Here is a 23,092-nt window from a genome sequence, read left to right as displayed (position 1 = left end):
CCCCGTGCCCGTTCAGGGCTGGCGCGCGGGCGCGCGGTCGAGTGGCAGCAGACCCTCCTCGCGCAGCTGCACCCACGTCTCCTCGGGCACGGGACGCTCGAGCAGTCTGCTGTTCCGCGCCAGATGCTGCGCGCTCGCACCGCCGACGACGATCGCCGCGACCGCCGGAAGACGGAGTGGATACTGTGCGGCGAGTTCGGGAAGGGTGCGGTCGTACCGCCGCGCGATCGCGGCCATCGTGCGGGCCTTGGTGACGAGCGCGCCGGCCGCGGGCCCGTAGTCGAAGGTGCTGCTCTCAGCCGGCGCATCCGTCGCGAGGATGCCGGAGTTGAACACCGCCGCCGCGAGCACGGAGACGTTCCGCTCCTCCGCGATGGGAAGCAGGTCGTCGGCCGCGGACTGGTCGAGCAGGGTCAGCCGCCCCGCCACCATCATCACGTCAGCATCCGTCTCCCGCACGAACCGGGCGAGCATCGGGCTCTGGTTCATCCCAGCCCCGAAGGATGTGATGACCCCCTCGGCGCGGAGTTCGCTGAGCGCCGGGAAAGCCCCCTCGAGGGCTTCGGTCTCGAAGTCGTCGGGATCGTGCACGAGCACGAGATCGATCCGGTCGAGGCCGAGCCGCGTGAGGGAGTCGTCGATCGAGCGCCGCACCCCGTCACGCGAGTAGTCCCGCACGCGCCGGTGATCCGCGGGCACGTCGAACAGGTTCGCCAGGTCGTCGCGCCCGCGTGCATCCTGAGGCTCGAGCAGCCGGCCGACCTTCGTCGAGACGATGTACTCCTCGCGCGGCACCCCGCGCAGGCTCTCGCCCAACCGTCTCTCGGCCAGCCCGAGGCCGTAGTGCGGCGCGACATCGAAGTAGCGGACGCCGCCGGCCCAGGCTGCAGGCACCACCTCGGGCCACGCATCCTCGGCAAGCGCGCTGTAGAGGTTTCCGAGCGCGGCGGCGCCGTAGCCGATCGGCGGGGCCGAGAGCCCGCCGCGACCGATCCGCACGGGAGCAGGCGAGATCACGAGACGATCAACCGCCCGAGCGCCCCGTCGTCCCACGCGATGCCGAGTCCCGCCGTCGTCGGGGCCCAGCCACGCCCGCCTTCGATGTGCAGTTCTGCGGTCGTGACGGCTCGCAACTGCGGGATGTGCTCGAGGTAGAGGGCGTTCGGGATCGCGCACACGAGCGACACGTGCAATTCCATGAGGAAGTGCGGGGCGACCGGCGCGTTGAACGTCTCGGCCAGGTGAGCGATCTTGAGCCACGGCGTGATGCCGCCGACCCGGGCGACGTCGGGCTGCACGATCGAGGCGCCGCCGCGCTGGAGATGCTCGCGGAAATGCCCGATCGAGTACATGCTCTCGCCGACCGCGATCGGCACCGACGTCGAGCGGGCGAGCTGGCGGTGGCCCTCGATGTCCTCGGCGGGCAGCGGCTCCTCGAACCAGAACACGTCGACCTGCTCGAACAGCCGCGCCCGACGCACGGCCTCCGCGACCGTGAACGACTGGTTGGCGTCGACCATGATGTCGAGGTCGGGTCCCACAGCGTCGCGCACGGCCCGCAGGCGCTCGAGGTCCTCGTGCCCGCGAGGCTTGCCGACCTTGATCTTCACCCCGCCCATGCCGCGCTCCTTCGACGCCACGGCGTGCGCGACGAGCTCGTCGGTGGTGAGGTGCAGCCAGCCTCCCTCGGTGTCGTACATGGGGATCGACGGCGATGCGCCGCCGCCTGCGACCCAGAGCGGCAGACCCGCTCGGCGGGTCTTGGCATCCCACACCGCTGTGTCGACCGCGGCGAGCGCGAGCGCGGTGATCGGGCCGACCGTCGTGGCCCGGGTGATGCCGAACAGCGCGAGCCATACCGCCTCGGGGCGCTCGGCCTCCAGCCCGACGAGTGCGGGTAGCAGGGTCTCGCGCAGCAGGCTCAGGACCGCCCCGCCGCCGGTGCCGATCGTGTAGCTGTACCCCACACCCTCGGTGCCGTCGGCCGTACGGATCCGCACGAAGATCGTCTCCTGCTTGACGAACGTCTGCAGCGCGTCGGTGCGTACGGTCTCGACCGGCAGGTCGACTAGCTGCGCCTCGACGTGCACGATCCGGCTGCCTGCCGTCACGTCGGCGAAGCGGGTGGTGGCGTCGAGGGTGCTCGAGCCCGTGCTCTGCGATGCGTTCATCATCGTCCTCCGAGTCCGCCCAGGGTGACCCCCTTGATGAGCTGCCGTTGCAGCAGCAGCACGAGGATCAACGAGGGGATGACGGCGAGCGTCGACGCCGCCATGAGTAGCGACCACTGCGTGCCGAACTGACCGGTGAACATCCCCAGTCCGAGCGGCACGGTGGCCATGTCCTGCGTGTTGATGATGATCAACGGCCACAGGTAGGAGTTCCAGTAGCCGATGAACGAGAAGACCGCGAGCACGCTCAGCGGCGCGACCAACTGCGGCAGCAGCACCGACCAGAGGGTGCGAAGGCGCGAGGCGCCGTCGATGAGGGCCGCCTCCTCGTACTCGATCGGGATCGTGAGGAAGAACTGCCGCATCAAGAAGGTGCCGAAGGCGGTGAACGCGAACGGGATGATGAGCGCGCCGTAGGTATCGTTCCAGCCCCAGCTGTTGATCATGATGAACAGCGGCACGACCAGCACTTCCTGCGGCAGCACGAGCGTGAGCACGAACAGCAGGAACAGCTTGTCGCGAAACCTGAAGCGCAGTCGCGAGAAGGCGTAGGCCGAGAGCACGGCGACGACGACCGAGAGAGCGGCACCGGCGATCGCGACGATCAAGCCGTTCAGGATGAAGCGCCCGAAGGGCACGACCGTCCACGCCTCGACGAAGTTCGCCCAGCGCACCTCGGAGCCGAAGATCTGCGGCGTCGCCGTGAAGACCTCGTTCTCGGGCTTGAGAGCCGTGAGGAACATCCAGATGAAAGGGAACGCGAAGATCAGCGCGACGAGCGCGATCGCGGCGGTGTTCAACCATTCCTTGAGGGATGCCCGGCGCTGGTGCCGACGGCGCGGGAGGATCAGCAGCGCGGTCGCCGTGAGGTTATGGTCACTCATAGTTCACCCACTTGCGCTGGCCGACGAACTGCAGGGCCGTGATGAGCATCACCACGACGAACAGGATCCACGCCAGGGCGGAGGCGTAGCCGAGCCGGTCGAAAACGAAGCCGTTGCGGTAGAGGTACAGCACGAACGTGTTGGTGCTCTCGCCCGGTCCGCCCTGTGTCAGGAACAGCGGTTGGACGAAGACCTGGAAGGCCCCGATCATCGTCATGGTCGAGCAGAAGAAGAGCGAGGGCGACAGCAGCGGCAGCACGATGTAGCGCAGGCGCTGCCAGGCACTGGTGCCGTCGATGCGGGATGCTTCGAGCAACTCCTTCGGGATGGCGCTGAGACCCGCCGACAGCACGATGACGTTGTAGCCGAACGACTGCCACACCGACATTGCGATCACGGAGGGCAGCGCCCAGGCGGAGTCCGAGAGCCAGTTGGGTCCGTCGATGCCGACGGTCGCGAGCATCGAGTTCACGAGCCCGTCCTGCGAGAGCAGCAGTCGCCAGACGAGCGCGTTCGCGACCATCGGGGTGATGACGGGGAGGAAGAACACGACGCGCCACGCGCCTGCCGCCTTCATGCGGGTGTTGAGCCACAGCGAGATCGTGAGAGCGACGAACAGGTTCAGCGCCGTGTAGACCACCGCGAAGATGACCGTGTTACCGAGCACCGTGTAGAAGGTCGGGTCGCGGAACAGCTTGACGTAGTTGTCGATGCCGATGAAGTCGGGGCTCCCGAACAGCTTCCAGTCGAAGAGGCTGATGAAGGCCGACCCGAACAGCGGCGTGAGGATGAAGAGGACGAATCCGATCATCCCCGGGGCGAGGAACGCGAGCGCCACCCACCCGTGTCCGCGGCGTCGAGGCGGCCGCGGCCCCGGCGGGGCGGAGGCGCCGATGGGCACCCCCGCCGCGCCGGGCATCGCGGAGGAGGCCGTGGCCTCGCTCCGCTCGCTCATGATCGCCATCCCGCTCAGCCGCCCACCGAGTTCGTGATCGTCTCCATGATCTCCTCGGCCGTCAGCTCACCCCGGTACCCCTGCACTCCGTACTGCGTCATGAGGGTCTCGACCTGGTTCCAGGTCGGGGTGGTGCGCTGGGGCGTCGCGTTCGAGAGCAGCGCCTCGACGACCTCCGACGATCCTTCCGTCTTGCCCTCGGCCCAGGCCGGGAGCGCCTCGATACGCGCGGGCACGATGCCTCGCGCCTCGGCCTGCTTCTCCTGCACCGACAGCGAGGTCAATGCCTCGATAGCGGCGAAGGCCTCATCCGGACGCTCGCAGTTCGCGGCGATGCCGAAACCCGAGCCCGCGGTCATCGCCGCCGTCTCGCCGCTGGTCGACGGCACGATCGAGACGCCGAGGGTGAAGTCCGCGGCATCCGCGAAGCTGCCGTACATCCACGGACCCTCGATGAGCATCGGCACCTCGCCGCTCGTGAACGCCTGCTGCGAGACCTCGGAGCCGTCGGCAGCCTCGGGGGCCTTCGCGACACCATCGACCGCGACGAGGTCGAAAAAGCTCTGGATCTGGTCGACGAATTCCGGGTTCTGGAGGTCGAGCTCGCCGTCCTCCGTGACCGCGGGCACGCCGTCGGCGAGCGACCACGCGTTCGGGATGAAGATGCCGGGCGCGAGCGCGAGGCCCTTCTTGTCACCGTCGGTCAGCGCTTTGGCATCCGACACGAACTGCTCGCGCGTGTAGGTCGCTCCTGGCAGGTCGAGACCGGCGGCCTGGAACGCCTCGACGTTGTAGAACAGCACGATGGGCTCGGCGTCGTAGGGGATCGCACGGATCGTGCCGTCGACCGTCATGCCGCTGAGCATCGACTCGTCGATGTTCTCGATGTCGAAGCCGCTCTTCTCGATCAGGTCGTCGAGCGGCATGAGCAGGTCGCCGAGCTCCTGTGCACGGGCAGCCTGGGTCGTGAGCAGGCAGGGCGGATTCGCCCCCGACAGGCGGGTCTTCACCTTGGTCCAGTAGTCGGAGAAGCTCGGTCCCTCGACCGAGATGTCGAGGTCGGGATCCTCGGCCTTCGCTCCGTCGATGAAATCGGCCCACTGTGCCTGATCGCCTTCGCTGGCGGCCCAGGTGTAAAGCACGAGCGGGCCGCCGGCCTCGCCGCCGCCTCCGCCCGCGCCGCTGGCGCACCCCGCGAGAGCGAGGGCGCTGAGGCCGGCGACGCCGGTGAGGACGAGGCGCGTGGCGCGCCGGTTCGAGACTGCATTCATGCTGACTGCCTCCTTCATTGGATGCTGCGACTGATGCGTTGCTGATGAGGGGTACTGCTCGGGTTACTCGGGTGTCACTCGGTGGAGAAGTCGATGGCGATGACGTCGATGAGGGCGCCGCTGCCGGATGCCGGGGCGACGATGCGCAGCTCGCCGGAGTCGTCGCCGGCGGTCGAGGCCTCGTGCACCTCGAAGCTGGCGTCGTGCTGCAGTTCGAGGCCGTCGGCGAGGCGGTGCACGCGGGTGATCCGCCGCACCGGCAGGCCGCGCACTATGATCTCGTCGACCGGGATCGCGGTGAGGTGCAGGTAGAGGCGTCCCTCGCGGGCGGTGATCGGACCGTGGAAGTCGATGCCCTGCGTGGGCTGCACGCCGATCACGGACTCGGCGTGCGCCTGCATCCAATCGGCGAACTCCTGCAGGCGCTCGTTCTCGATCTCGGGCAGGGTGCCGTCAGGGCCGGGACCGACGTTGAGCAGCAGGTTGCCGCCGCGGTCAACCACGTCGATGAGGGTCACCAGCAGCGAGCGCGCGGACTTCTCGTTGTCGAGCTGCTTGCGCCAGGCCCAGTGGTCGCCGATCGTGAGGCACAGCTCCCACGGCCCGGTCGGCACGGTGAGAGGGAAGCCCTGTTCGGGCGTGCGGTAGTCGCCCTGCCCGGGCAGCCGGTCGTTGATCACGACATCGGGCTGCAGCTCCTTTATCAGGCGACGCAGACCCGGGGCGGTCCACTCCGCTGCCGAGCGCTCCCAGTCTCCGTCGAACCAGAGCAGATCGATCGTGCCGTAGTTCGTGAGCAGTTCGGTCAGTTGAGCCCTCACGTACTCGAGGTAGCGCGCCCACTCCTCGGGGCTGGAGCGGCGGTGACGGTCGGTGGCATCCGGAGTGTCGGCGAACTCGGGCATCCCCGCCGCGGGCCAGTGCTCGAGCTTGTATGGGAGATCATCGTCGCGGAACGCCGGATAGTCGGGGTGGTTCCAGTCGGGGAGGCTGTAGTAGATCCCGACCTTGAGGCCCTCGGCGCGCACGGCGTCGACGAACTCTCGGGTGATGTCGCGACCGAAGGGTCCGTGCTCGACGCCGAAGTCGGATTGCTCCGTGAAGAACATGTTGTATCCGGCGTGGTGGCGCGCGGTGAAGACGACGTATGTGGCGCCGGCCGCCTTCGCCCGGCGGGCCAGGTCCGCGGCATCCCAGCTCTGCGGGTCGAAGGTGGGCGCCGTGGCCTGGTACTCGGCCACGGTCACCGCATCGTCGACGGCATCCACGCCCGGGATGATCGAGCGGCCGACGAGCGGCCAGGAGATCTCGATGCCCTGCTGGGATGCCTGATCCCAGTGCACGAAGATGCCGAAGCCCGCGCCGCTGAACCACTCACCGCCAGGGATCGGAGCGGTGGGGCGTCGGAAGTCTGCCAGTGTCATTGAAGCTCCTCGTCGAGTTCCAGATTTCCTATAGGATAGCTGATAACAGAAGCTCTTCACAAGGATGTGACGAAAGGTGCCGACGATGGCCATGTTCAAGACCGATCCTGTTCGCCCCGCGCAGTACCGCGCGTTCGAGCGCCCGCTGCCCGAGTGGTTCCGCGGCTCCGCGCTGGGGATCTTCGTGCACTGGGGGCCGTACTCGGTGCCCGCCTGGGCCGAGCCGACGGGCGAGCTCGGAGCTGTGCCGCGCGAGGAGTGGTACGCACACAACCCCTATGCCGAGTGGTACGCCAACACGATCCGCATCGAAGGTTCGCCCGCACAGCAGCACCAGCAGGAGGTGCACGGCGGGACGCCCTACGACGACTTCCTCGACCAGTGGAAGGCCGAGGAATTCGACGCCGACGAGGTGCTCGCCGTCGTCGCCGCGACGGGCGCCGGCTACTTCATCCCCACCGCCAAGCACCACGACGGCGTGACCCTGTGGGATGCGCCTGCCACCGACGGGCGCAACACCGTCGCCCGCGGACCGCAGCGCGACCTCGTCGCCGCGTTCGCCGACGCCACCCGCGCCCGGGGCCTCCGGTTCGGCGTCTACTACTCCGGCGGACTCGACTGGCACTTCTCCGATCTGCCGCCCATCGACCGCGACGACGCTCCGGCTCCCGACGACCTCGCGTACGCCGAGTACGCGCACGACCACGTGATCGACCTCATCGAGCGCTACCGCCCCGACATCCTCTGGGGCGACATCCGCTGGCCGCAGGCCGGGATCGAACCGGGACCCAAGAGCCTGGCGCACGCGTTCGGCACCTTCTACGACGCGGTGCCCGACGGCGTGGTGAACGATCGGTGGGGGGAATCGCACTGGGACTTCCGCACCAGCGAGTACGTGCACGGCACGGCCGTCGAGGTCGGCGACGCGTGGGAGAACTGCCGCGGCATCGGCCTCTCGTTCGGGCACAACCGCAACGAGGGTCCCGAGCACCTCCTGTCGGCCGACGACGCGGTGCGCCTTCTCGCGGACGTGGTGTCGAGAGGCGGGAATCTGCTCCTCAACATCGGCCTCGAGGCCTCGGGGCGCATTCCCGACGATCAGCGACGCACACTGGAGGGTCTCAGCGGGTGGAACCGCACGCACGGTCACGCGGTGTTCGGCGCCGTGCCGGAACCACGCCTGCGCGCCAGCGACGATCCCTGGCTCCGGTGGACGCGCACCGACGAGGGAGTGCACGCCATCGTCGACGCGGATCGTCCGATCGCATTGCCGGATCCCGACGGAGTGCTCGACGAGACGACCGCGCGGATCGGCGATCGGCGCGTGCATGCAGAGCGTGCACACGGGACGATCCTGGTCGATGCGGAGGGGCACGGCTCCACGGTCGCGATCTCCGTGCAGCCGCGGTCGTGACGTGGCCGGATCGCGGTTACTTGACAGCGGCAATTAATTCTTCCTACGCTATGGATGCCCCTGAACCGATCACACCGGAGTGCGATGATGGACGACAACCTGCGCTTGACCTGGGACGCTCCGGCCACCCGCTGGGATGAGGCGACTCCGCTCGGCAACGGGCGCATCGGCGCGATGGCGTTCGGAGGCGCGTCCGGGCTCTATCGGCTCAACGACTCGACCGTCTGGTCGGGTACACCCGACGGCCCCGCCGAGGCCCTCCGAGCGGTGACCGGTCGCGGCGCGGGCCCCGAGCGCCTCGCCCAGGTGCGCCAAGCGCTGCACGTCGGCGACGTGCGAGACGCGGAAGAGCTCCTCATGGCCTTCGAGGGCCCGTACTCGCAGGAGTTCCTCCCCCTCGCAGACCTCCGCGTCGAGATCGTCGACGGCGTGCCGGTCGTCCCCGCACGCACGCTCGATCTCGACGACGCGTGCGTGATCGAGGACCTGCGCTCTCCACGAGGCACGGTGCATCGGCGTTCGTGGGTGTCCGCCCCCGCGCAGGCGGTTCTGATCGAGATGACCTCGGACGACACGTTCGACGTCACCGTCGAGCTCTCGACACCCTTGCGCGGACGATCCGTCGCCCTGCCCGATCTCATCGCACTCGACGTCGACGTCCCGATCGACGGGGCGCCCCTGCACGAGCAGACGATCGACCCGCCGCACCGCTACGCCGACGGGGACTCCGACCCCGGGGCGTTCGACGCCTACGCCGCCGTCGTGGCGGCTGTCGACTCCGACGGCGACATCGACAGCGCCGCCGGGCGCGTCGCCGTCCGTGGAGCCCGCCGACTGCTGATCGCCCTGTCCACATCGTCACGCGCCGAGTCGTGGTGGGTCGACGCCGACGGGGACTGGCGGACCGCCTCACGCGAGGCGATCCGGGATCGCGCCACGAAGCGAGCGACTACTGCGGTGCGCCTCCCCGCGCAGCTGTTCGCCGAGCACGTCGCCGACCGGCGACGTGCGACCAGGGCGCGATTCGCGATCGGCGGTCGGCGTGGAGGCTCATGGAGCGTGGATCGCGACGTCCTCCGGGGCGACGATCCGCAGCTCCGCGCCACGGTGGCCGCGGAGTACGGCTCCTATCTCCTTGCGTCGAGCTCGCGCGCCGGCAGCCCTCCGGCGAACCTCCAGGGGATCTGGAACGCCGAGCTGCGCCCGGCCTGGTCGTCGAACTACACGATCAACATCAACACCCAGATGAACTACTGGGCGGCACCCGTGGTGCACGACATCGACGTCGTCGAGCCTTTGCTGGCGCTCGTGGAACGCATGGCCGTCACGGGCCGCGATGTCGCACGCGAGCTGTACGGCGCGCGCGGATGGGTCGCGCATCACAACAGCGACATCTGGGGGTGGGCGCTCCCGGTCGGGAACGGCAGGGGCGCCGCGAGCTGGGCGATCTGGATGATGGGCGGCGTCTGGCTCACCCACAACCTCTGGGACACCTACGCGTTCGGCGGCGACCGCGAGCTGCTGCGGACACGGATCTGGCCGCTCCTGCGCGGTGCGACGGAGTTCTGCCTCGACTGGCTCGTCGAGGACGAGGACGGTCTCCTGCGCACCTCCCCCTCGACCTCCCCCGAGAACTCCTACGTCGCGAGTGACGGTCTCCCGACCCCCCTGGGTCACGCGTCCGCCTCCGACCTCGCCCTCATCGACGCGCTGTTCGTGCGCGCGCTCTGCGCGATGCACGACCTCGGGATCGACGATGCTCTCGAAGCCGAGGTGCGCAGCGCCCGCGACAGGCTCGCGCCGCTGGCGATCGGCGGCGACGGGCGGATTCTGGAGTGGGGCGCGGAGGTGCGCGAGCACGAGCCGCTGCACCGCCACCTCTCCCCCGTCGTCGGCCTCTACCCCCTCGACAGCATCACACCGGAGGGCACCCCGCAGCTCCTCGACGCCGCCATCCGCTTCCTCGACGCCAGAGGACCGGGCGCCATGGGCTGGTCGTGGGCGTGGAAGATCGCACTCCGTGCCCGCGCGCGTCAGGGCGACCGCGCGGAAGCCCTCCTCGACGAGGCTCTGACCCCTTTCGACGGCGACGCCTCCCGGCACGGACCCGTCGACGGTTCGGAGTGGGGCGGACTGCTGCCGAACCTCTTCAGCACGCACCCGCCGTTCCAGATCGACGGCAACCTCGGCTTCCCCGCGGCCATCACGGAGATGGTCGTGCAGAGCCACGCGGGCGAGGTGCACCTGCTGCCCGCGCTGCCCGCGTCGTGGCACGAAGGCGAGGTGCGCGGCATCGCCGTCCGCACCGGACTGCTGCTGGACCTGTCGTGGTCGAGCGACCGCGTCGCAGCGGCCGCTCTGCACAACCCCGGGACCGAGGACCGATCTGCTCGAGTGCGCGTGGACGACCGGGTGATGCGGATCGACGTCCCGGCCGGGCGCACCGTCGACGTCCCCGCGGCCCCGGCGGCGGAGGACTCGGACCGGGCGGAGGATGCGCGTGCACGGTGAGATCTCCGTCGTCGATGCGCTGACCACCCAGACAGAGCCCGAGGACTTCGACGCGTTCTGGTCCGACACGATCGCGCAGACCCGGAGCCTGCCGCTCGACCTGACTCTGATCCCGCATCCCACCCGGCTCACGCAGGTCGACGTCTTCGACGTGCGCTTCCGCGGGTACGGCGGCACCGAGATCCGAGCGTGGTTGCGCGTGCCCCACGGCACGGACGGGCCGCTGCCCGGCATGGTGCAGTTCTTCGGCTACGGCAACGGACGAGGGCACGCACTGCGCGATCTCCGCTGGGCGGCGGCGGGCTACGCGCACCTCGTGGTCGATGCCCGCGGCCAGGGGCACGGCGACACCGACGACGACCACGCCGACGGCGGTCCGTCGGCGGGAGGGTTCCTCACTCGCGGGCTTCGGTCACCTCAGGAGTATTACTACCGGCGGGTCTACGCCGACGCCGTGCGAGCCGTCGACGCGGTGAGATCGCTCGATCTCGTCGACGCCGCCCGCGTGGGGGTCGTCGGCGCCAGCCAGGGCGGCGGCATCGCGCTGGCGATCGCCGGCCTCGTTCCCGACCTCGCGGTGGCCGTCATCCAGGCGCCGTTCCTCTGCGAGCTCGACCGGGCGGCCACCCTGAGCGTCGAGCATCCGTACGCGCTCCTCACCCAGTACTTCGCCGATCGACGCGGTGACGCGGCCGCCGCCCTCGACACCCTGCGGTACTTCGACGGAGTGAACCACGCCAAGCGCGCGACGGCGCCGGCGCTGCTGAGCACCGGGATGCTCGACGGCATCGCCCCGCCCGCGACCGTGCTCCCCGCCTTCCACGCGTACGGAGGGCCGAAGACGGTCGTGCTGTGGCCGTACAACGGGCACGAGGCCGGCGGTGATCTCGACGAGGAGAACGCGCTGGAGTTCGCGGCCCTGCACCTCGCCGCGCGCGCTCCCTCGCCGAGCACGTCGGATTCGCTACGATAGCCGACACGAACCGAAGGATCTGATGGATCAGGACACCGCCGCGCGCACGACTCTCATCCGCTCGGCGTCTCATGCCGGATCGCGGGTCTTCGAGGCGATCCTCACCAGGAGCCCCATCAGTCGGATCGACATCGCGCGCCAGACCGGTCTCTCCCAGGCCGCCGTCACGAAGGCCGTCGCACCTCTCGTCGCCGCAGGACTGGTCGACGCGCCGCCGGCATCGCATCGCGACGGCACCCCCGGGCGTCCCGTGAGCCCGGTGTCGATCGTGCGCGAGTCGATGGTGATGATCGGCGTCAAGGTCAACGTCGACGAGGTGATCGCGGTCGCGACCGACCTCGGCACCACGATCCTCGCCAGTCGGCGTCTGGCCCTCGCGGCGGACGATCCGTACTCCGTCCTCGATGCCATCGTCGAGGTGGCGGACCACCTCGCACGCGAGCTGGGAGACGGCGTCGCCGCGATCGCGGGCATCGGCGTGTCGGTGTCCGGCGACGTCGACACGTCCACCGGCATGGTCCGGGAGTCGAACATCATGGGCTGGGCCGACGTCCCCTTCGGCGACTTGCTCGCGCAGCGCGTGCCGTGGCCGGTGACGCTGGAGAACGACGTCCACGCCCTCACGATCGGCGAGCACTGGTTCGGAGTGGGCCTCGGCACGGCATCCTTCGCCATCGTGACCATCGGACGCGGCATCGGCAGCGGCCTCCACCTCAACGGCGAGGTCGTCAGCGGAGCCTTCGGCGTCGCCGGCGAGATCGGACATCTCCCGCTCGCCGATCCGGCACTGGTCTGCCCCTGCGGGCGACGAGGATGCGTCGAGGCCGCGGCGGCGACGCCGGCCATCGAATCGGCTCTGTCGTCGGCCATCGGGCGTCCCGTCACGATCACCGAGGCCGTCGAGCTCGCTCATGCCGGCGAGCCGAGAGCGGAGGCAGCCTTCCGCGAAGCAGCCCGCCTGATCGGCACCGCCATCGCGACGCTGGTGAATCTCACCGGTCCCGAGGTCGTGATCATCGGCGGGGAGGGCGTGTCGAACTTCGACCTGTTCGAGAAGACGCTGCGTGACGCCTTCGAGTCCCACGCGTTCGGCGCGGCGGCGAAGTGCCGGATCGTCACCCGGCCCCACACCTTCGAGGACTGGGCGCGAGGTGCCGCAGCCGCAGCCATCCAATCGCTCGTCCGGTGAGGTCCGGTACGCGGCGATGCGCGGGATGAGAAGTCCCATCCCGCGCATCGGCTCCCGCGCTCAGAGTGCGTCGTACAGCTTCTGCTGAAGCTCCAGGTAACGCTCGAGTCCGAGTCCCGACAGGTCGTCGAGGTAGGACTGCCATGCACCGTCGTCGTCGATGTCCCGCTGACCCGTGACGAACTCCGCCTGCGCCTGCGTGACGTAGGTCGCGATGTTCGTCTGCAGGTCCGCGATCTCCGCGGACGTGTCGGGGTCGGGCCAGAGCTTCGCGTCCGGGAAAAGGAGGTCCTCGTCGGGAGCGAACGGCTCGTACAGGTTCGTCGCCTCGAGCAGACGACGCTCGTAGCCGTCGGGGCTGTAGACGTCCTCGGGCACCACCTGCGAGTTGCGGTACTCGAGCGAGTCCCAGTACTGACCCATCGACCGCCAGGACGCGTTCGACGTCTCGTCGTAGGTGAGCGGCGTGAAGGTCGGCTCCAGCTCGGGGTCGAGCGCCACGTCGCCGTCCTCCGCGGGCACCCAGGCCTCACCCTCGGGACCCATCGCGCCCAGGCGATCTCCCTCATCCGTGACGAGGTAGTCGATGACCTTGATCGCCTTGATGCGCTCCTCCTCCGTCGACTTGTTCGTGAGGGCGAACATGCCGAGAGGGCTGACCGGGGACCGGTAGGTGGCGAACTGCGTGCCGTCCGGACCCTTGATCGGCGCGAGCGCGTCGTAATGCGTGTCGCGGCCGTCCGGGGAGTCCGCCGTCACGATCTCATAGGGGTGCAGCACCGCGGCCGCGCCGAGGATCTCCGCGTCGGCGTTGTCGCCCAGCGCTCGCAGCGCGTTGCCGTTCTGGGTGAACGACGCCGTGTCGATGAGCCCCTCGTCAGCGAGGGAGGCGATGTACTGCAGACCTGCGCGCCACCCGTCGGACGTCGCCGACATCGTGACCTTGCCGTCGTCCATGACCATCGGGGGCGGGCTCGAGGGGCTGCCGTACGGGGCGTACGCGAACGCGTTCATGAAGTAGTTGATCACCGGCTCCGATGCCGACGCGCTGAGCGCGACCTCGTCGGCCTTGCCGTTGCCGTTCGGATCGTCGTTCTTGAAGGCCCGGAGCATCTCCCGCAGCTCCTCGGTGTTCGTCGGCTGCGAGAGTCCGAGCTTGTCGAGCCAGGTGCTGTTGACCCAGAGCTTCGAGGGATAGCTGCAGTGGAAGCACTCCGTCCACTGGGTGATCGCGTAGATGTGACCGTCGGGCGCCGTGACCGACTGCTCCCAGTCGGGCTTCTCCTCGAAGCGCTCCTTGAGGTTCGGAGCGTACTCGTCGATGAGGTCCTCGAGCGGCACGAGCACGCCCTGCTGCCCGTACTTGAGGATCTCGCTGCGCGAGAACGCATCGACCCACGGCACGAGGAAGTATGCGTCGGGGTAGTCGCCGCTCGCGAGCGAGACCTGGCGCTTCTCCCCCGCGACGCTGCCGTCGTAGGTCGTCGTCTGCCAGTCGAAGTCGATGTCGAACTTCTTCTCGAGCAGCTGGGTGAACTGGTTGTCCGCCAGAGAGCCGTTGTCGCCCTGTGGCCCGAACGCGACGAGCTGACCGTTGTCGTCGCTCGCCGAGGTACAGGCGGCCAGGGCGCCCGTCGCCAAAGCGAGCACGCCGATGGCCGCCGCTCCGCGGATGATGCTGTGTGTCATTCCGGAATCTCCTTTGCCCGGTTGATGGTGTTGCGGTGGGTCTGTGGGGGTCAGCCCTTGACGGCGCCGACCATGATCCCCTTGCTGAAGTACTTCGCGACGAACGGGTAGGCCACGAGCATGGGGATGGTCGCGATGACCACGGTGGAGTAACGGAGCAGATCGGCGAGCTCCCTGCGGCGCAGCTGCTCGACGACGTCTCCGCCGCCGCCCGAGTCGTTGAGGATCAGCAGGCCCCGGAGGACCAGCTGCAGAGGCTGCAGATCCGCGTCGCGCAGGTATAGGAGGGCGTCGAAGTACGAGTTCCACTGCATGATCGCGTACATGAGCGCGATCACGGCGATCAACGGCTTCGCGAGCGGCAGCACGATCGTCCAGAGGATCCGCAGCTCGGAGGCGCCGTCGAGCTGCGCGGCCTCATAGACCTCGTCCGGGACCGCTGAGCGGAAGTAGACGATCGCGATGATGACCTGCCACACGCCGATCGCGTTCGGCAGCAGCATCGACCAGCGGGTGTCGAGCAGTCCGAGCGACTGTACGACCAAGTACATGGGTATGACTCCGCCGCTGAAGAGCATCGTGAAGACGACGCCGCCCGTGATCACCTTGCGACCGAAGAGCTGTGTCCGCGAGAGCGGGTACGCGACGGCGACCGTCCCGACCACGCTGATGAGAGTGCCGACAACCGTGTAGAAGATCGAGTTGCCGAAGCCGCGGAGGATGGCGGGGTTCCCGAGCGCCTCGGCGTAGCCCCGGAACGTGAAGTCCACGGGCCAGAACAAGACGCGCCCAGCCGAGACCGCCTGCGGGCTCGAGAGCGAGCTCGCGACGATGTTCAGCAGCGGCAGCAGCACGACGAGGAGGAAGACCGACAACAGGATGTAGGCGGCGACGACGAACACCCGGTCCGCCCTCGTCTCCCTGACCTTCACGCCGCGCGTGAGCGGATCACGCCGCCGACGCCACCTCTCGGTCTTCGCGACGACGATCTCCTCGGTGAGAGGAGCCTCGGAATTAATCGTGGTCACCACAGTCCGTTTCCCGTCACTCGCTTGGAGACCGTGTTGACCACGAGGAGCAGCACGAGACTGATCACCGCGTTGAACAGGCCGATGGTCGCGCCGAGGCTGAAGTTGGCGTTCAGGATGCCGGTCTTGTAGACGTAGGTCGGGATGATCTCCGACGTCGACAGGTTGAGCGCGTTCTGCAGCAGGAAGGCCTTCTCGAAGCCGATCGCCATGATGTTGCCGACGCCGAGGATGAGGATGATGGACGCTGTCGGCAGCAGAGCCGGGATGTCGACGTTCCAGATCTTCTGCAACCGGGAGGCGCCGTCGATCTTGGCCGCCTCGTACAGCGACGTGTCGACCGAGGCGAGCGCAGCGAGGTAGATCACCGCGGAGTATCCCGTCGTGGTCCAGATGTCGGTCGCGACGTAGATGTGCCGGAAGAAATCCGCGTCGGCGAGGAGATCGACCTGCCCCGCGCCGAAGAAGCTGAAGGTGCGACCGAGGAGACCGACCCGAGGGGACAGCAGCAGGATCGTCATCGACACCACCACGACCGTGGAGATGAAGTACGGCGCATAGGTCACGAGCTGGACCGTGCGGGAGAAGAACCGCAGCCGGACCTCGTTGAGCGCGAGCGCGAGGATGATCGGCAGGGGGAAACTCGCGATGAGCGTGTAGGCCGCGAGGATGAACGTGTTCCCGACCAGGCGGGGGAACACCGGATTGCGGAACAGCGCGGCGAAGTTATCGAACCCCACCCAGGGGCTCCCCCACACGCCGTCGATCGGGTTGTAGTTCTTGAACGCGATCACGGCGTTGGCCATCGGCACATAGCGGAACACGATGAACCAGATGATGGGGATGAGGAGCAGCAGGTAGAGCTGCCAGTACCGGCGCAGGCTGCGCGCGAATCGTGACCGTCGGGCGGCAGGTCGGGGACTCGGCGTCGAGACCTCCGTCGGGAGTGTGTGCTCAGCTCTGAGCGTCATGATCGCCCTCCAAGGGCAGGGTTACTTTACGACGTAATAAAATCACGGCATCGGTGAAAAGTAAACGGCGAGTTTCACCCGACGGATTTCCAGAGGATGCTTGCGCACCTCCGTTGAACGTGATTTATTGACGTTGTTAAGTAACTACCGGAGGGTCTGCATCCCCATGACTTCCCGTGCCGACGCCGTCGTCGCACTCCGCGCCTTAGGCGTCTCCTTCGTCCTCGAGATCGTCGACCCGATTCCGCGCATCCTGCATTGGGGCGGCGATCTCGGCATCCTCGACGCCGACTCGGCCTCCGCCCTCCTGCTCACCGCAGGACCCGCCCAGCTCAACAACTCCCCCGACGTACCTCGCTCGTTCTCGGTGCTTCCCACCGAGCACGAAGGCTGGTCGGGGACCGCTGCCCTCGCGGGCAACGCGCAGGGCAGGGCCACGACCCCGCACCCGCGCCTGGTGTCGCACGATGTGGTCGCGAGCGACGGATCCGGCGGAACCATCCGCCTCGAGTTCGAGGACGCTGTCACGGGGTTGCGCACTCGGCTCACCTACCGCCTCGACGCACACGGCGTGCTCTCCGTCGACACCTCCGTGATCAGGGACGCCGCGCTCAGCCCGCGTCACGGCGACGCGCCCTACACGCTCGACGGCGCGCTCGCGCTGCTGCCCCTGCCGGAGCGCGCCGCCGAGATCCTCGACTTCACGGGCAAGTGGTGCCGCGAGCGAGCCCCCCAGCGGACGCCGTTCGGCTTCGGCACCCACCTGCGTGCGGCGCACCGCGGCAAACCGGGGCATGATTCGCCCTTCCTCGTCGCCGTCGGCACCCCGGGCTTCGGCTTCGGCCACGGCGAGGTGTGGGCGGTGCACCTCGCCTGGAGCGGCGAGCAGCGCTATCTCGCCGAACGGCTCACTGAGGGAGCCGGGGCATTCTCGGGCGTGCTCGGCGCCGGCGAAGCGCTGCACTCGGGCGAGATCATCCTCGCCGACGGGGAACGATACGACGCACCGACCGTCGTCTTCGTCTGGTCCGGCCACGGACTCGACGAGGTCAGCGATCGACTGCATCGCCGGCTCCGCAGCCGCGCCACGCACCCGCGCTCACCTCGCCCGCTCGTGCTCAACACGTGGGAGGCGGTCTACTTCGACCACGACATGCCGAGGCTCACCGCGCTCGTCGAACGCGCCGCCACCGTCGGGGTCGAGCGCATCGTGCTCGACGACGGCTGGTTCCGCGGACGGCGGGAAGCGGATGCCGGACTCGGCGACTGGTTCGTCGACGAGGAGGTGTGGCCCGACGGGCTCACCCCGCTCGTCGACCTCGTGCGCGGACACGGGATGCAGTTCGGCCTGTGGTTCGAGCCCGAGATGATCAACCTCGACTCCGACCTTGCCCGTGCCCACCCCGACTGGGTGCTCGGCCCCGCCGAAGGACTCGGGCCGGAGTCACGGTCGCAGTACGTCCTCGACATCGCCCGCCCGGAAGCCTACGACTACCTGCTCGAGCGCATCGACGCGCTCGTGCGCGAGCATGCGATCGACTACCTCAAATGGGACCACAACCGCGACCTGCTCGAGGCCGTCAGCCGCGGCGCGGACGGCGACCGTCCCAGCGTCCACCGGCAGACCGCGGCGCTGTACCGTCTGCTCGACGAGCTGCGGCGCCGGCATCCGTCCCTGGAGATCGAGACCTGCTCCGGCGGCGGAGGACGCATCGACCTCGGCATCCTCGACCGCACCGACCGCGTGTGGGCCTCGGACTGCAACGATCCTGTCGAGCGGGTGCAGATCGAGCGGTGGACGCGAGCGCTCATCCCGCCCGAGCTCGTCGGCTCGCACCTGGGCGCTGCGCGCTCGCACACGACGGGGCGCACCACCGACCTGTCGTTCCGCCTCGCCACCGCCCTCACGGCGCACGCCGGCATCGAGCAGGATCTCACGGCGGTCGACGACGAGGAGCTCTCAGCGATCGGACGCTGGGCGACGATGTACCGCGAGTTCCGGTCGCTGCTCCACAGCGGACGCGTCGTGAACGCCGACCTCGCTGACGAGGCGACGGCTCTCACAGGCCTGGTCGCGCAGGACGGCTCGTCGGCGCTGTTCACGTGGAGCCGCGTCACGACCTCGGCACCCGGCCAATGCGGTCGCGTCGGCTTTCCGGGGCTCGACCCCCGTGCGCACTACCGCGTGACGATCCGCGAGGAACTCGGCGCGGCCAGCCGTCACCAGGGCGACGATCCCGCCTGGGTGGCGCGCGCCGCCGCTGGAGGATTCGATCTCCCCGGCACGGTCCTCGTCACCGCCGGCGTCCCCCTGCCCACACTCAACCCGCAACAGGCCATGCTCCTGCACGTGCAGCGAGTCGACGACTGAGCACGCATGCCCTCCCCATCCCCGACAGAGCAGTCGAACGAGAGGAACGCAATGAAGACCCATCGCCAGAGGAAGAGGGCGGCGTCGGTGACGGCGGCGCTCGCCGCGACGGCGCTCGCCCTGAGCCTCGCGCCCGGCATGTCCTGGGCCGAAGTGGCCGACCCGGATCCGACGCCCACAGCGGCACCCACGGAGACCGCGGCACCCACGCCGACCCCGACTCCCGACGAGACAGCACCCACGCCAACCCCGACGCCCGACGAGACGACACCCGCGCCGACGCCCGACGAGAGTGCGGACAGCGGTGTCGCGAAGGACGCCCGTCGGATGTCCTCGGACGACGGCGTCTCCGAGCTGTCCGCAGACGGCCCGTACATGGGCTGGAGCAGCTACAGCATGCAGGTGTACGCCGGCGGCCAGTGGATCACGGCGGACCAGATCATGTCGCAGTCCGACGCCATGCACGAGAAGCTGCAGAAGTACGGATATGAGTACATCAACATCGACGCCGGATGGAACGGCGGACAAGACGAGTACGGTCGCCCGATCCCCAGCACGACCCTGTTCCCCGATGGCCTCGACGCCGTGATCGACCACGTGCACGCCAACGGACAGAAGGTGGGTCTCTACCTGATCCCCGGGATGAGCCTCGAGACGGCGCAGAAGGCACTGCCGGTGTACGGCGCTCCCGGATGCACCACCGAGAACCTGCTCAAGCAGCCCCTTCAGCAGGGCGACTACTGGGGGTACGGCTACCGGATCGACTTCGACAATCCGTGCGCCGAGAAGTACATCGACTCGATCGCCGATCTCCTCGGCGAGTGGGGCGTCGACTTCATCAAGTTCGACAGCGTGACCCCGGGCTCCGGTGTGAGCGATCTGTCGATGGACGCCCGCGAGGAGGTCGCCGCGTGGTCGAAGGCCCTCGAGCGCAATGACATCTGGTTCGAGCTGTCCTGGGCCGTCGACATCGGCTACGCCGATTACTGGAAGCAGTACGCCGACGGATGGCGCATCGACTGGGACGTCGAGTGCTACTGCGGCGACGAGGCACTGGTGAGCTGGGAGACCGTCTCACGACTCTTCCCGCGCCTGTCCGACTGGTGGCGCCACGGCGGCCCGGCCGGATGGAATGATCTCGATTCGCTCAACGTGGGCAACGGCAAGATGGACGGGCTCACGAAGGACGAACGGCGCACGGCGGCGACGCTCTGGGCGACCGCAGCTGCTCCGTTCTACGTGGGGGACGATCTGACCGACCTCGATGAGTACGGTCTCGACCTCCTCACCAACAAGGAGGTCATCGCCGTCAACCAGGCCGGGATACCCGCCCGCCCCGTGTCGACGGCGACGGCGACGAAGCACCAGGTCTGGTACGCGCTGAACCGCGACGGGACCTACACGGTCGCCCTCTACAACCTGGGTCGGACGGATGCCGACATCACGGTGGACTGGGCCGACATCGGCCTCGGCGGGTCTGCGAAGGTCCGCGATCTCTGGGCGGGCAAGAACCTCGGCACCGCCGACGGCGGCTTCACGGCCGAGGGCGTTCCGATCCACGGTGTGCGCCTGCTCAAGGTGACGCCGACCAAGAACTCCGTGGTGACGGTGAACGACGACGCACTCCGCGTCGCCTACGACGGGGACTGGGCGCGCAACGGCGGCTACGAGACTCCCGCGACCTCGCAGCCGTTCACGGTCGCAGTCACGGACGCCCCGGGCGGAGGCACCCCGACGCCTCCTTCCACCGGCCTCACCGTGACGCTGAACGACGATGACTCGCGCATCGCGTACAGCGGCTCGTGGGGATACAGCAACAACCGCGGAAACGGTGACCACGGCGACGACGTCCACTACGCGGAAGCCAACGGAGCCGCCTTCGAGTACACCTTCCAGGGCACCGGCATCCAATACGTCACCGAGCTGCACGAGTCCCAGGGCGACGTCGAGATCTACCTCGACGGCCAACTCGTCGACACCGTGAGCACCTATCGTGCCCCCGAGGACGGTCGGCTGTCGCAGCAGGTCGCGTACAGCGTGTCCGATCTGCCGAGCGGGAGCCACACCTTCCGTGCGGTGAAGAAGTCCGGGTCGTTCATGCTCCTCGACAAGCTCGTGGTCACGCTCGACAGTCAGCTGAGCACGACATCGGGGGCCTTCAACAAGGCCGAGCCGGCCGACGTCACCGTGGACGTGCTCCGCGACCCGAGCGCCCTCGAGTCGATCAGCGTGAGCGGGGAGCCGTTGGTCCGCGACACCGACTACACGCTGTCTGGTTCGACGGTCACGCTCTCGTCCGCGTACCTGGGCACGCTGCCCGTCGGCGAGGCTGTTCTCGACTTCGCCTTCACGGGTGACCATCTGGACGATGTGCACGCCACCGCAACGGACGGTGACAGCGTGTCGTTCACCTTCCGAGGCACGGCGGTCTCGTGGATCGGACCGAAGTCCCCCGATCAGGGGACGGTCGACGTGTTCTTGGACGACAAGAAGGTCGCGACGGTCGACACGAGCTCGACGGCGCGACTCACATCGCAGGAGCTGTTCACAGCCGCCGGGTTGAAGGACGTCGAGCACACGGTGAAGATCGTGAAGACCTCCGGAGACGTGCTGCGCTCCGACGTCTTCACCTACACAGTCAAGAAAGCGGGGTGATCGAGCCGGGGCGTGCACCATCGGTGCGCGCCCCCGCCGACTCACTGCTGGGCGCGCTGCGCCTGCTCCTCGCGCCAGCCCTCTTCCTTCTGGATCCACTCGTTGTCGGCGGGGAAGTCCGAGGCGTCGGTCACGCGACGCACCTCGAGGAACGACCCCGGTCCGAGCGGTGCACGGCTCGCCCACTCGGCGGCCTCCTCGCGGCTCGACACCTCGAGGATCCAGAAGCCGTTGAACAGCTCCTTGGTCTCTCCGTAGGGGCCATCGGTGATGAGCGGCGTCTCGGCGCTGAAGTCGACCACGAAGCCCTCGGCCGCGTCGGTCAGGCCCTCGCCCGCCGCGAGCACTCCGGCCTTGATCATCGACTCGTTGTACTTCCCCATCGCCTCGATGACCTGCTCGAAGGGCATGTCCTTGTACGCCTCGACGGCCTCGTCGGTCGCGCGCATGATCAGCATGTACTTCATGATGTTCTCCTGTTCGGTGGGGCCGTGATTCGACCCTCTCATTGAAGACGTCGAACGGGAACGACGGAGATCGACATCGCCCGCGAACTTCTTCGAGATTCTTCTCCGGACGCTCAGCCGAGCGCGTCCACGGCCGTGCGGATCGCGTCGGCGGAGGCGCGGAGCAGACCGAGTTCGCGGTCGTCCATGGGCGTCTCGCCGAGCGGCGCGGCACCCTCGGCACCCACCACCGACGGTACCGACAGCGCCACCCCGTGGATGCCGTACTCCCCGTCGAGCACGGTCGCGACGGGCATAACCGCTCGTTCGTCGCGCAGCACGGCCTCGGCGATGCGCGCGCAGCTCACACCGATCGCCAGGTTCGTCGCGCCCTTGCCCTGGATCACGGTGTACGCGGCGTCCCGCACCTCGATCGCGATGCGGTCGAGCTCCTCGGTCGTGAACGGCTCGTCGGCGGGCCAATCGAGGATCGGCACCGACCCGATCGTCGCGTTCGACCACAGCGGGAACTCCGTGTCACCGTGCTCGCCCACGATGTCGGCGTGCACGCTCGCCGTGCTCACCTGGGCGCGGTGCGCCAGACGCCACCGCAGCCGCGAGGTGTCGAGCACCGTACCCGAGCCGAACACCCGGTGCGGGGGCAGTCCCGTGACGCGCTGTGCGACGACGGTCATGACATCGGCCGGATTCGTGACGATCAGGAACACGGCCGAGGGCGCGCGCTCCACCAGCTGCGGCATCAGGCGCTCCAAGAGCCGGGCGTTCGTGCTGGCGAGCTCCATCCGGGTCTGGCCGGGCTGCTGCTTCGCGCCGGCCGTGACCACCACGACGTCGCTGCCGTCGACGACCGACAGATCCGAGCCGCCGCTCACCGCCGCAGCCGTGAACTGCGTGCCGTGCGACAGGTCGAGCACCTCGGCATCCACCTTCGCGGTCGCGATGTCGTAGAGCGCGACCTCGGCCGCACTCCCCCGGATGAGCGCGGCGTAGGCAACGCTCACCCCCACGCTTCCCGCACCGATCACCGTGAGCTTCGTCCGCGCAGAGGTCATGAGGCCATGATGCCGACTCCGACCGGTACGCGAAAGGGCGCGGATCCGAAGATCCGCGCCCTTTCAA

Annotated in this window: 17 protein-coding genes; 6 read left to right on the top strand and 11 right to left on the bottom strand. The window is 68.5% G+C overall.

The features are described 5' to 3' along the window. Positions 1-12: 12 nt before the first annotated feature. The 6 genes from ACIPYT_RS08970 to ACIPYT_RS08945 all read right to left on the bottom strand — a co-directional run bounded on the left by ACIPYT_RS08970 (position 13) and on the right by ACIPYT_RS08945 (position 6,705). Positions 13-1,017 carry an aldo/keto reductase gene (locus ACIPYT_RS08970; protein ID WP_401072731.1) on the bottom strand — a complete coding sequence of 335 codons (1,005 nt, stop codon included), beginning with the start codon at positions 1,015-1,017 and terminating at the stop codon, positions 13-15. Beyond that, positions 1,014-2,171: a mandelate racemase/muconate lactonizing enzyme family protein gene (locus ACIPYT_RS08965; RefSeq protein ID WP_401072729.1), complete on the bottom strand. Its 1,158-nt coding sequence runs from the start codon at positions 2,169-2,171 to the stop codon at positions 1,014-1,016. The genes ACIPYT_RS08970 and ACIPYT_RS08965 overlap by 4 nt, the downstream gene beginning before the upstream one ends. Beyond that, positions 2,171-3,055, bottom strand: coding sequence for a carbohydrate ABC transporter permease (locus ACIPYT_RS08960; protein ID WP_401072727.1), 885 nt, complete (start codon positions 3,053-3,055; stop codon positions 2,171-2,173). Before ACIPYT_RS08960 ends, ACIPYT_RS08965 begins: the two co-directional genes overlap by 1 nt. Continuing rightward, positions 3,048-4,010: a carbohydrate ABC transporter permease gene (locus tag ACIPYT_RS08955; RefSeq protein WP_401072725.1), complete on the bottom strand. Its 963-nt coding sequence runs from the start codon at positions 4,008-4,010 to the stop codon at positions 3,048-3,050. The genes ACIPYT_RS08960 and ACIPYT_RS08955 overlap by 8 nt, the downstream gene beginning before the upstream one ends. Positions 4,011-4,024: 14 nt before the next feature. Next, complete coding sequence (locus tag ACIPYT_RS08950) at positions 4,025-5,281, bottom strand: ABC transporter substrate-binding protein (protein ID WP_401072723.1); 1,257 nt, start codon at positions 5,279-5,281, stop codon at positions 4,025-4,027. Between the two features lie 74 nt (positions 5,282-5,355). Next, entirely contained in the window at positions 5,356-6,705 is a 1,350-nt protein-coding gene (locus tag ACIPYT_RS08945; protein ID WP_401072721.1) for an alpha-L-fucosidase, read from the bottom strand. 85 nt (positions 6,706-6,790) lie between these two features. Between ACIPYT_RS08945 and ACIPYT_RS08940 the strand changes: the two genes are divergently transcribed. The 4 genes from ACIPYT_RS08940 (at position 6,791) to ACIPYT_RS08925 (ending at position 12,792) form a co-directional block, all read left to right on the top strand. Next, positions 6,791-8,119 (top strand): alpha-L-fucosidase, encoded by a 1,329-nt coding sequence (locus tag ACIPYT_RS08940; RefSeq protein ID WP_401072719.1) that lies wholly within the window; start codon positions 6,791-6,793, stop codon positions 8,117-8,119. A gap of 84 nt (positions 8,120-8,203) precedes the next feature. Beyond that, complete coding sequence (locus ACIPYT_RS08935; RefSeq protein WP_401072717.1) at positions 8,204-10,630, top strand: glycosyl hydrolase family 95 catalytic domain-containing protein; 2,427 nt, start codon at positions 8,204-8,206, stop codon at positions 10,628-10,630. Then, a complete protein-coding gene (locus tag ACIPYT_RS08930; RefSeq protein ID WP_401072715.1) occupies positions 10,614-11,603 on the top strand; it encodes an acetylxylan esterase in 990 nt (329 codons plus the stop codon). The genes ACIPYT_RS08935 and ACIPYT_RS08930 overlap by 17 nt, the downstream gene beginning before the upstream one ends. A 22-nt stretch (positions 11,604-11,625) precedes the next feature. After that, positions 11,626-12,792, top strand: a complete 1,167-nt coding sequence (locus ACIPYT_RS08925) for an ROK family protein (protein WP_401072713.1) — start codon at positions 11,626-11,628, stop codon at positions 12,790-12,792. Between the two features lie 60 nt (positions 12,793-12,852). On the opposite strand, the gene ACIPYT_RS08920 is transcribed toward ACIPYT_RS08925, so the two are convergent. The 3 genes from ACIPYT_RS08920 to ACIPYT_RS08910 are packed head-to-tail and all read right to left on the bottom strand — an operon-like array spanning position 12,853 to position 16,480. Then, complete coding sequence (locus ACIPYT_RS08920; protein ID WP_401072711.1) at positions 12,853-14,481, bottom strand: extracellular solute-binding protein; 1,629 nt, start codon at positions 14,479-14,481, stop codon at positions 12,853-12,855. Between the two features lie 50 nt (positions 14,482-14,531). After that, positions 14,532-15,509 carry a carbohydrate ABC transporter permease gene (locus ACIPYT_RS08915; protein WP_401072709.1) on the bottom strand — a complete coding sequence of 326 codons (978 nt, stop codon included), beginning with the start codon at positions 15,507-15,509 and terminating at the stop codon, positions 14,532-14,534. Then, positions 15,506-16,480, bottom strand: a complete 975-nt coding sequence (locus tag ACIPYT_RS08910; RefSeq protein ID WP_401072707.1) for an ABC transporter permease — start codon at positions 16,478-16,480, stop codon at positions 15,506-15,508. Before ACIPYT_RS08910 ends, ACIPYT_RS08915 begins: the two co-directional genes overlap by 4 nt. Positions 16,481-16,646: 166 nt before the next feature. On the opposite strand from ACIPYT_RS08910, the gene ACIPYT_RS08905 reads away from it, so the two are divergent. Then, complete coding sequence (locus tag ACIPYT_RS08905) at positions 16,647-18,851, top strand: alpha-galactosidase (protein WP_401072705.1); 2,205 nt, start codon at positions 16,647-16,649, stop codon at positions 18,849-18,851. Positions 18,852-18,902: 51 nt separating this feature from the next. After that, positions 18,903-21,506 carry a X2-like carbohydrate binding domain-containing protein gene (locus ACIPYT_RS08900; RefSeq protein WP_401072703.1) on the top strand — a complete coding sequence of 868 codons (2,604 nt, stop codon included), beginning with the start codon at positions 18,903-18,905 and terminating at the stop codon, positions 21,504-21,506. Between the two features lie 41 nt (positions 21,507-21,547). Here the strand turns inward: ACIPYT_RS08900 and ACIPYT_RS08895 are convergent, their stop codons facing one another. Both ACIPYT_RS08895 and ACIPYT_RS08890 read right to left on the bottom strand, forming a co-directional pair. After that, the gene (locus ACIPYT_RS08895; RefSeq protein WP_401072701.1) at positions 21,548-21,973 is read right to left on the bottom strand and encodes a YciI family protein; all 426 of its coding nucleotides are present in this window, start codon (positions 21,971-21,973) and stop codon (positions 21,548-21,550) included. Between the two features lie 113 nt (positions 21,974-22,086). Further along, positions 22,087-23,025 (bottom strand): L-lactate dehydrogenase, encoded by a 939-nt coding sequence (locus tag ACIPYT_RS08890; RefSeq protein WP_401072699.1) that lies wholly within the window; start codon positions 23,023-23,025, stop codon positions 22,087-22,089. Positions 23,026-23,092: the final 67 nt, after the last annotated feature.

The organism is Microbacterium sp. NPDC089695 (assembly GCF_044749085.1).
In the GTDB taxonomy this organism is placed as follows: Bacteria; Actinomycetota; Actinomycetes; order Actinomycetales; family Microbacteriaceae; genus Microbacterium.
This window is presented reverse-complemented; position numbering and strand designations above follow the sequence as displayed.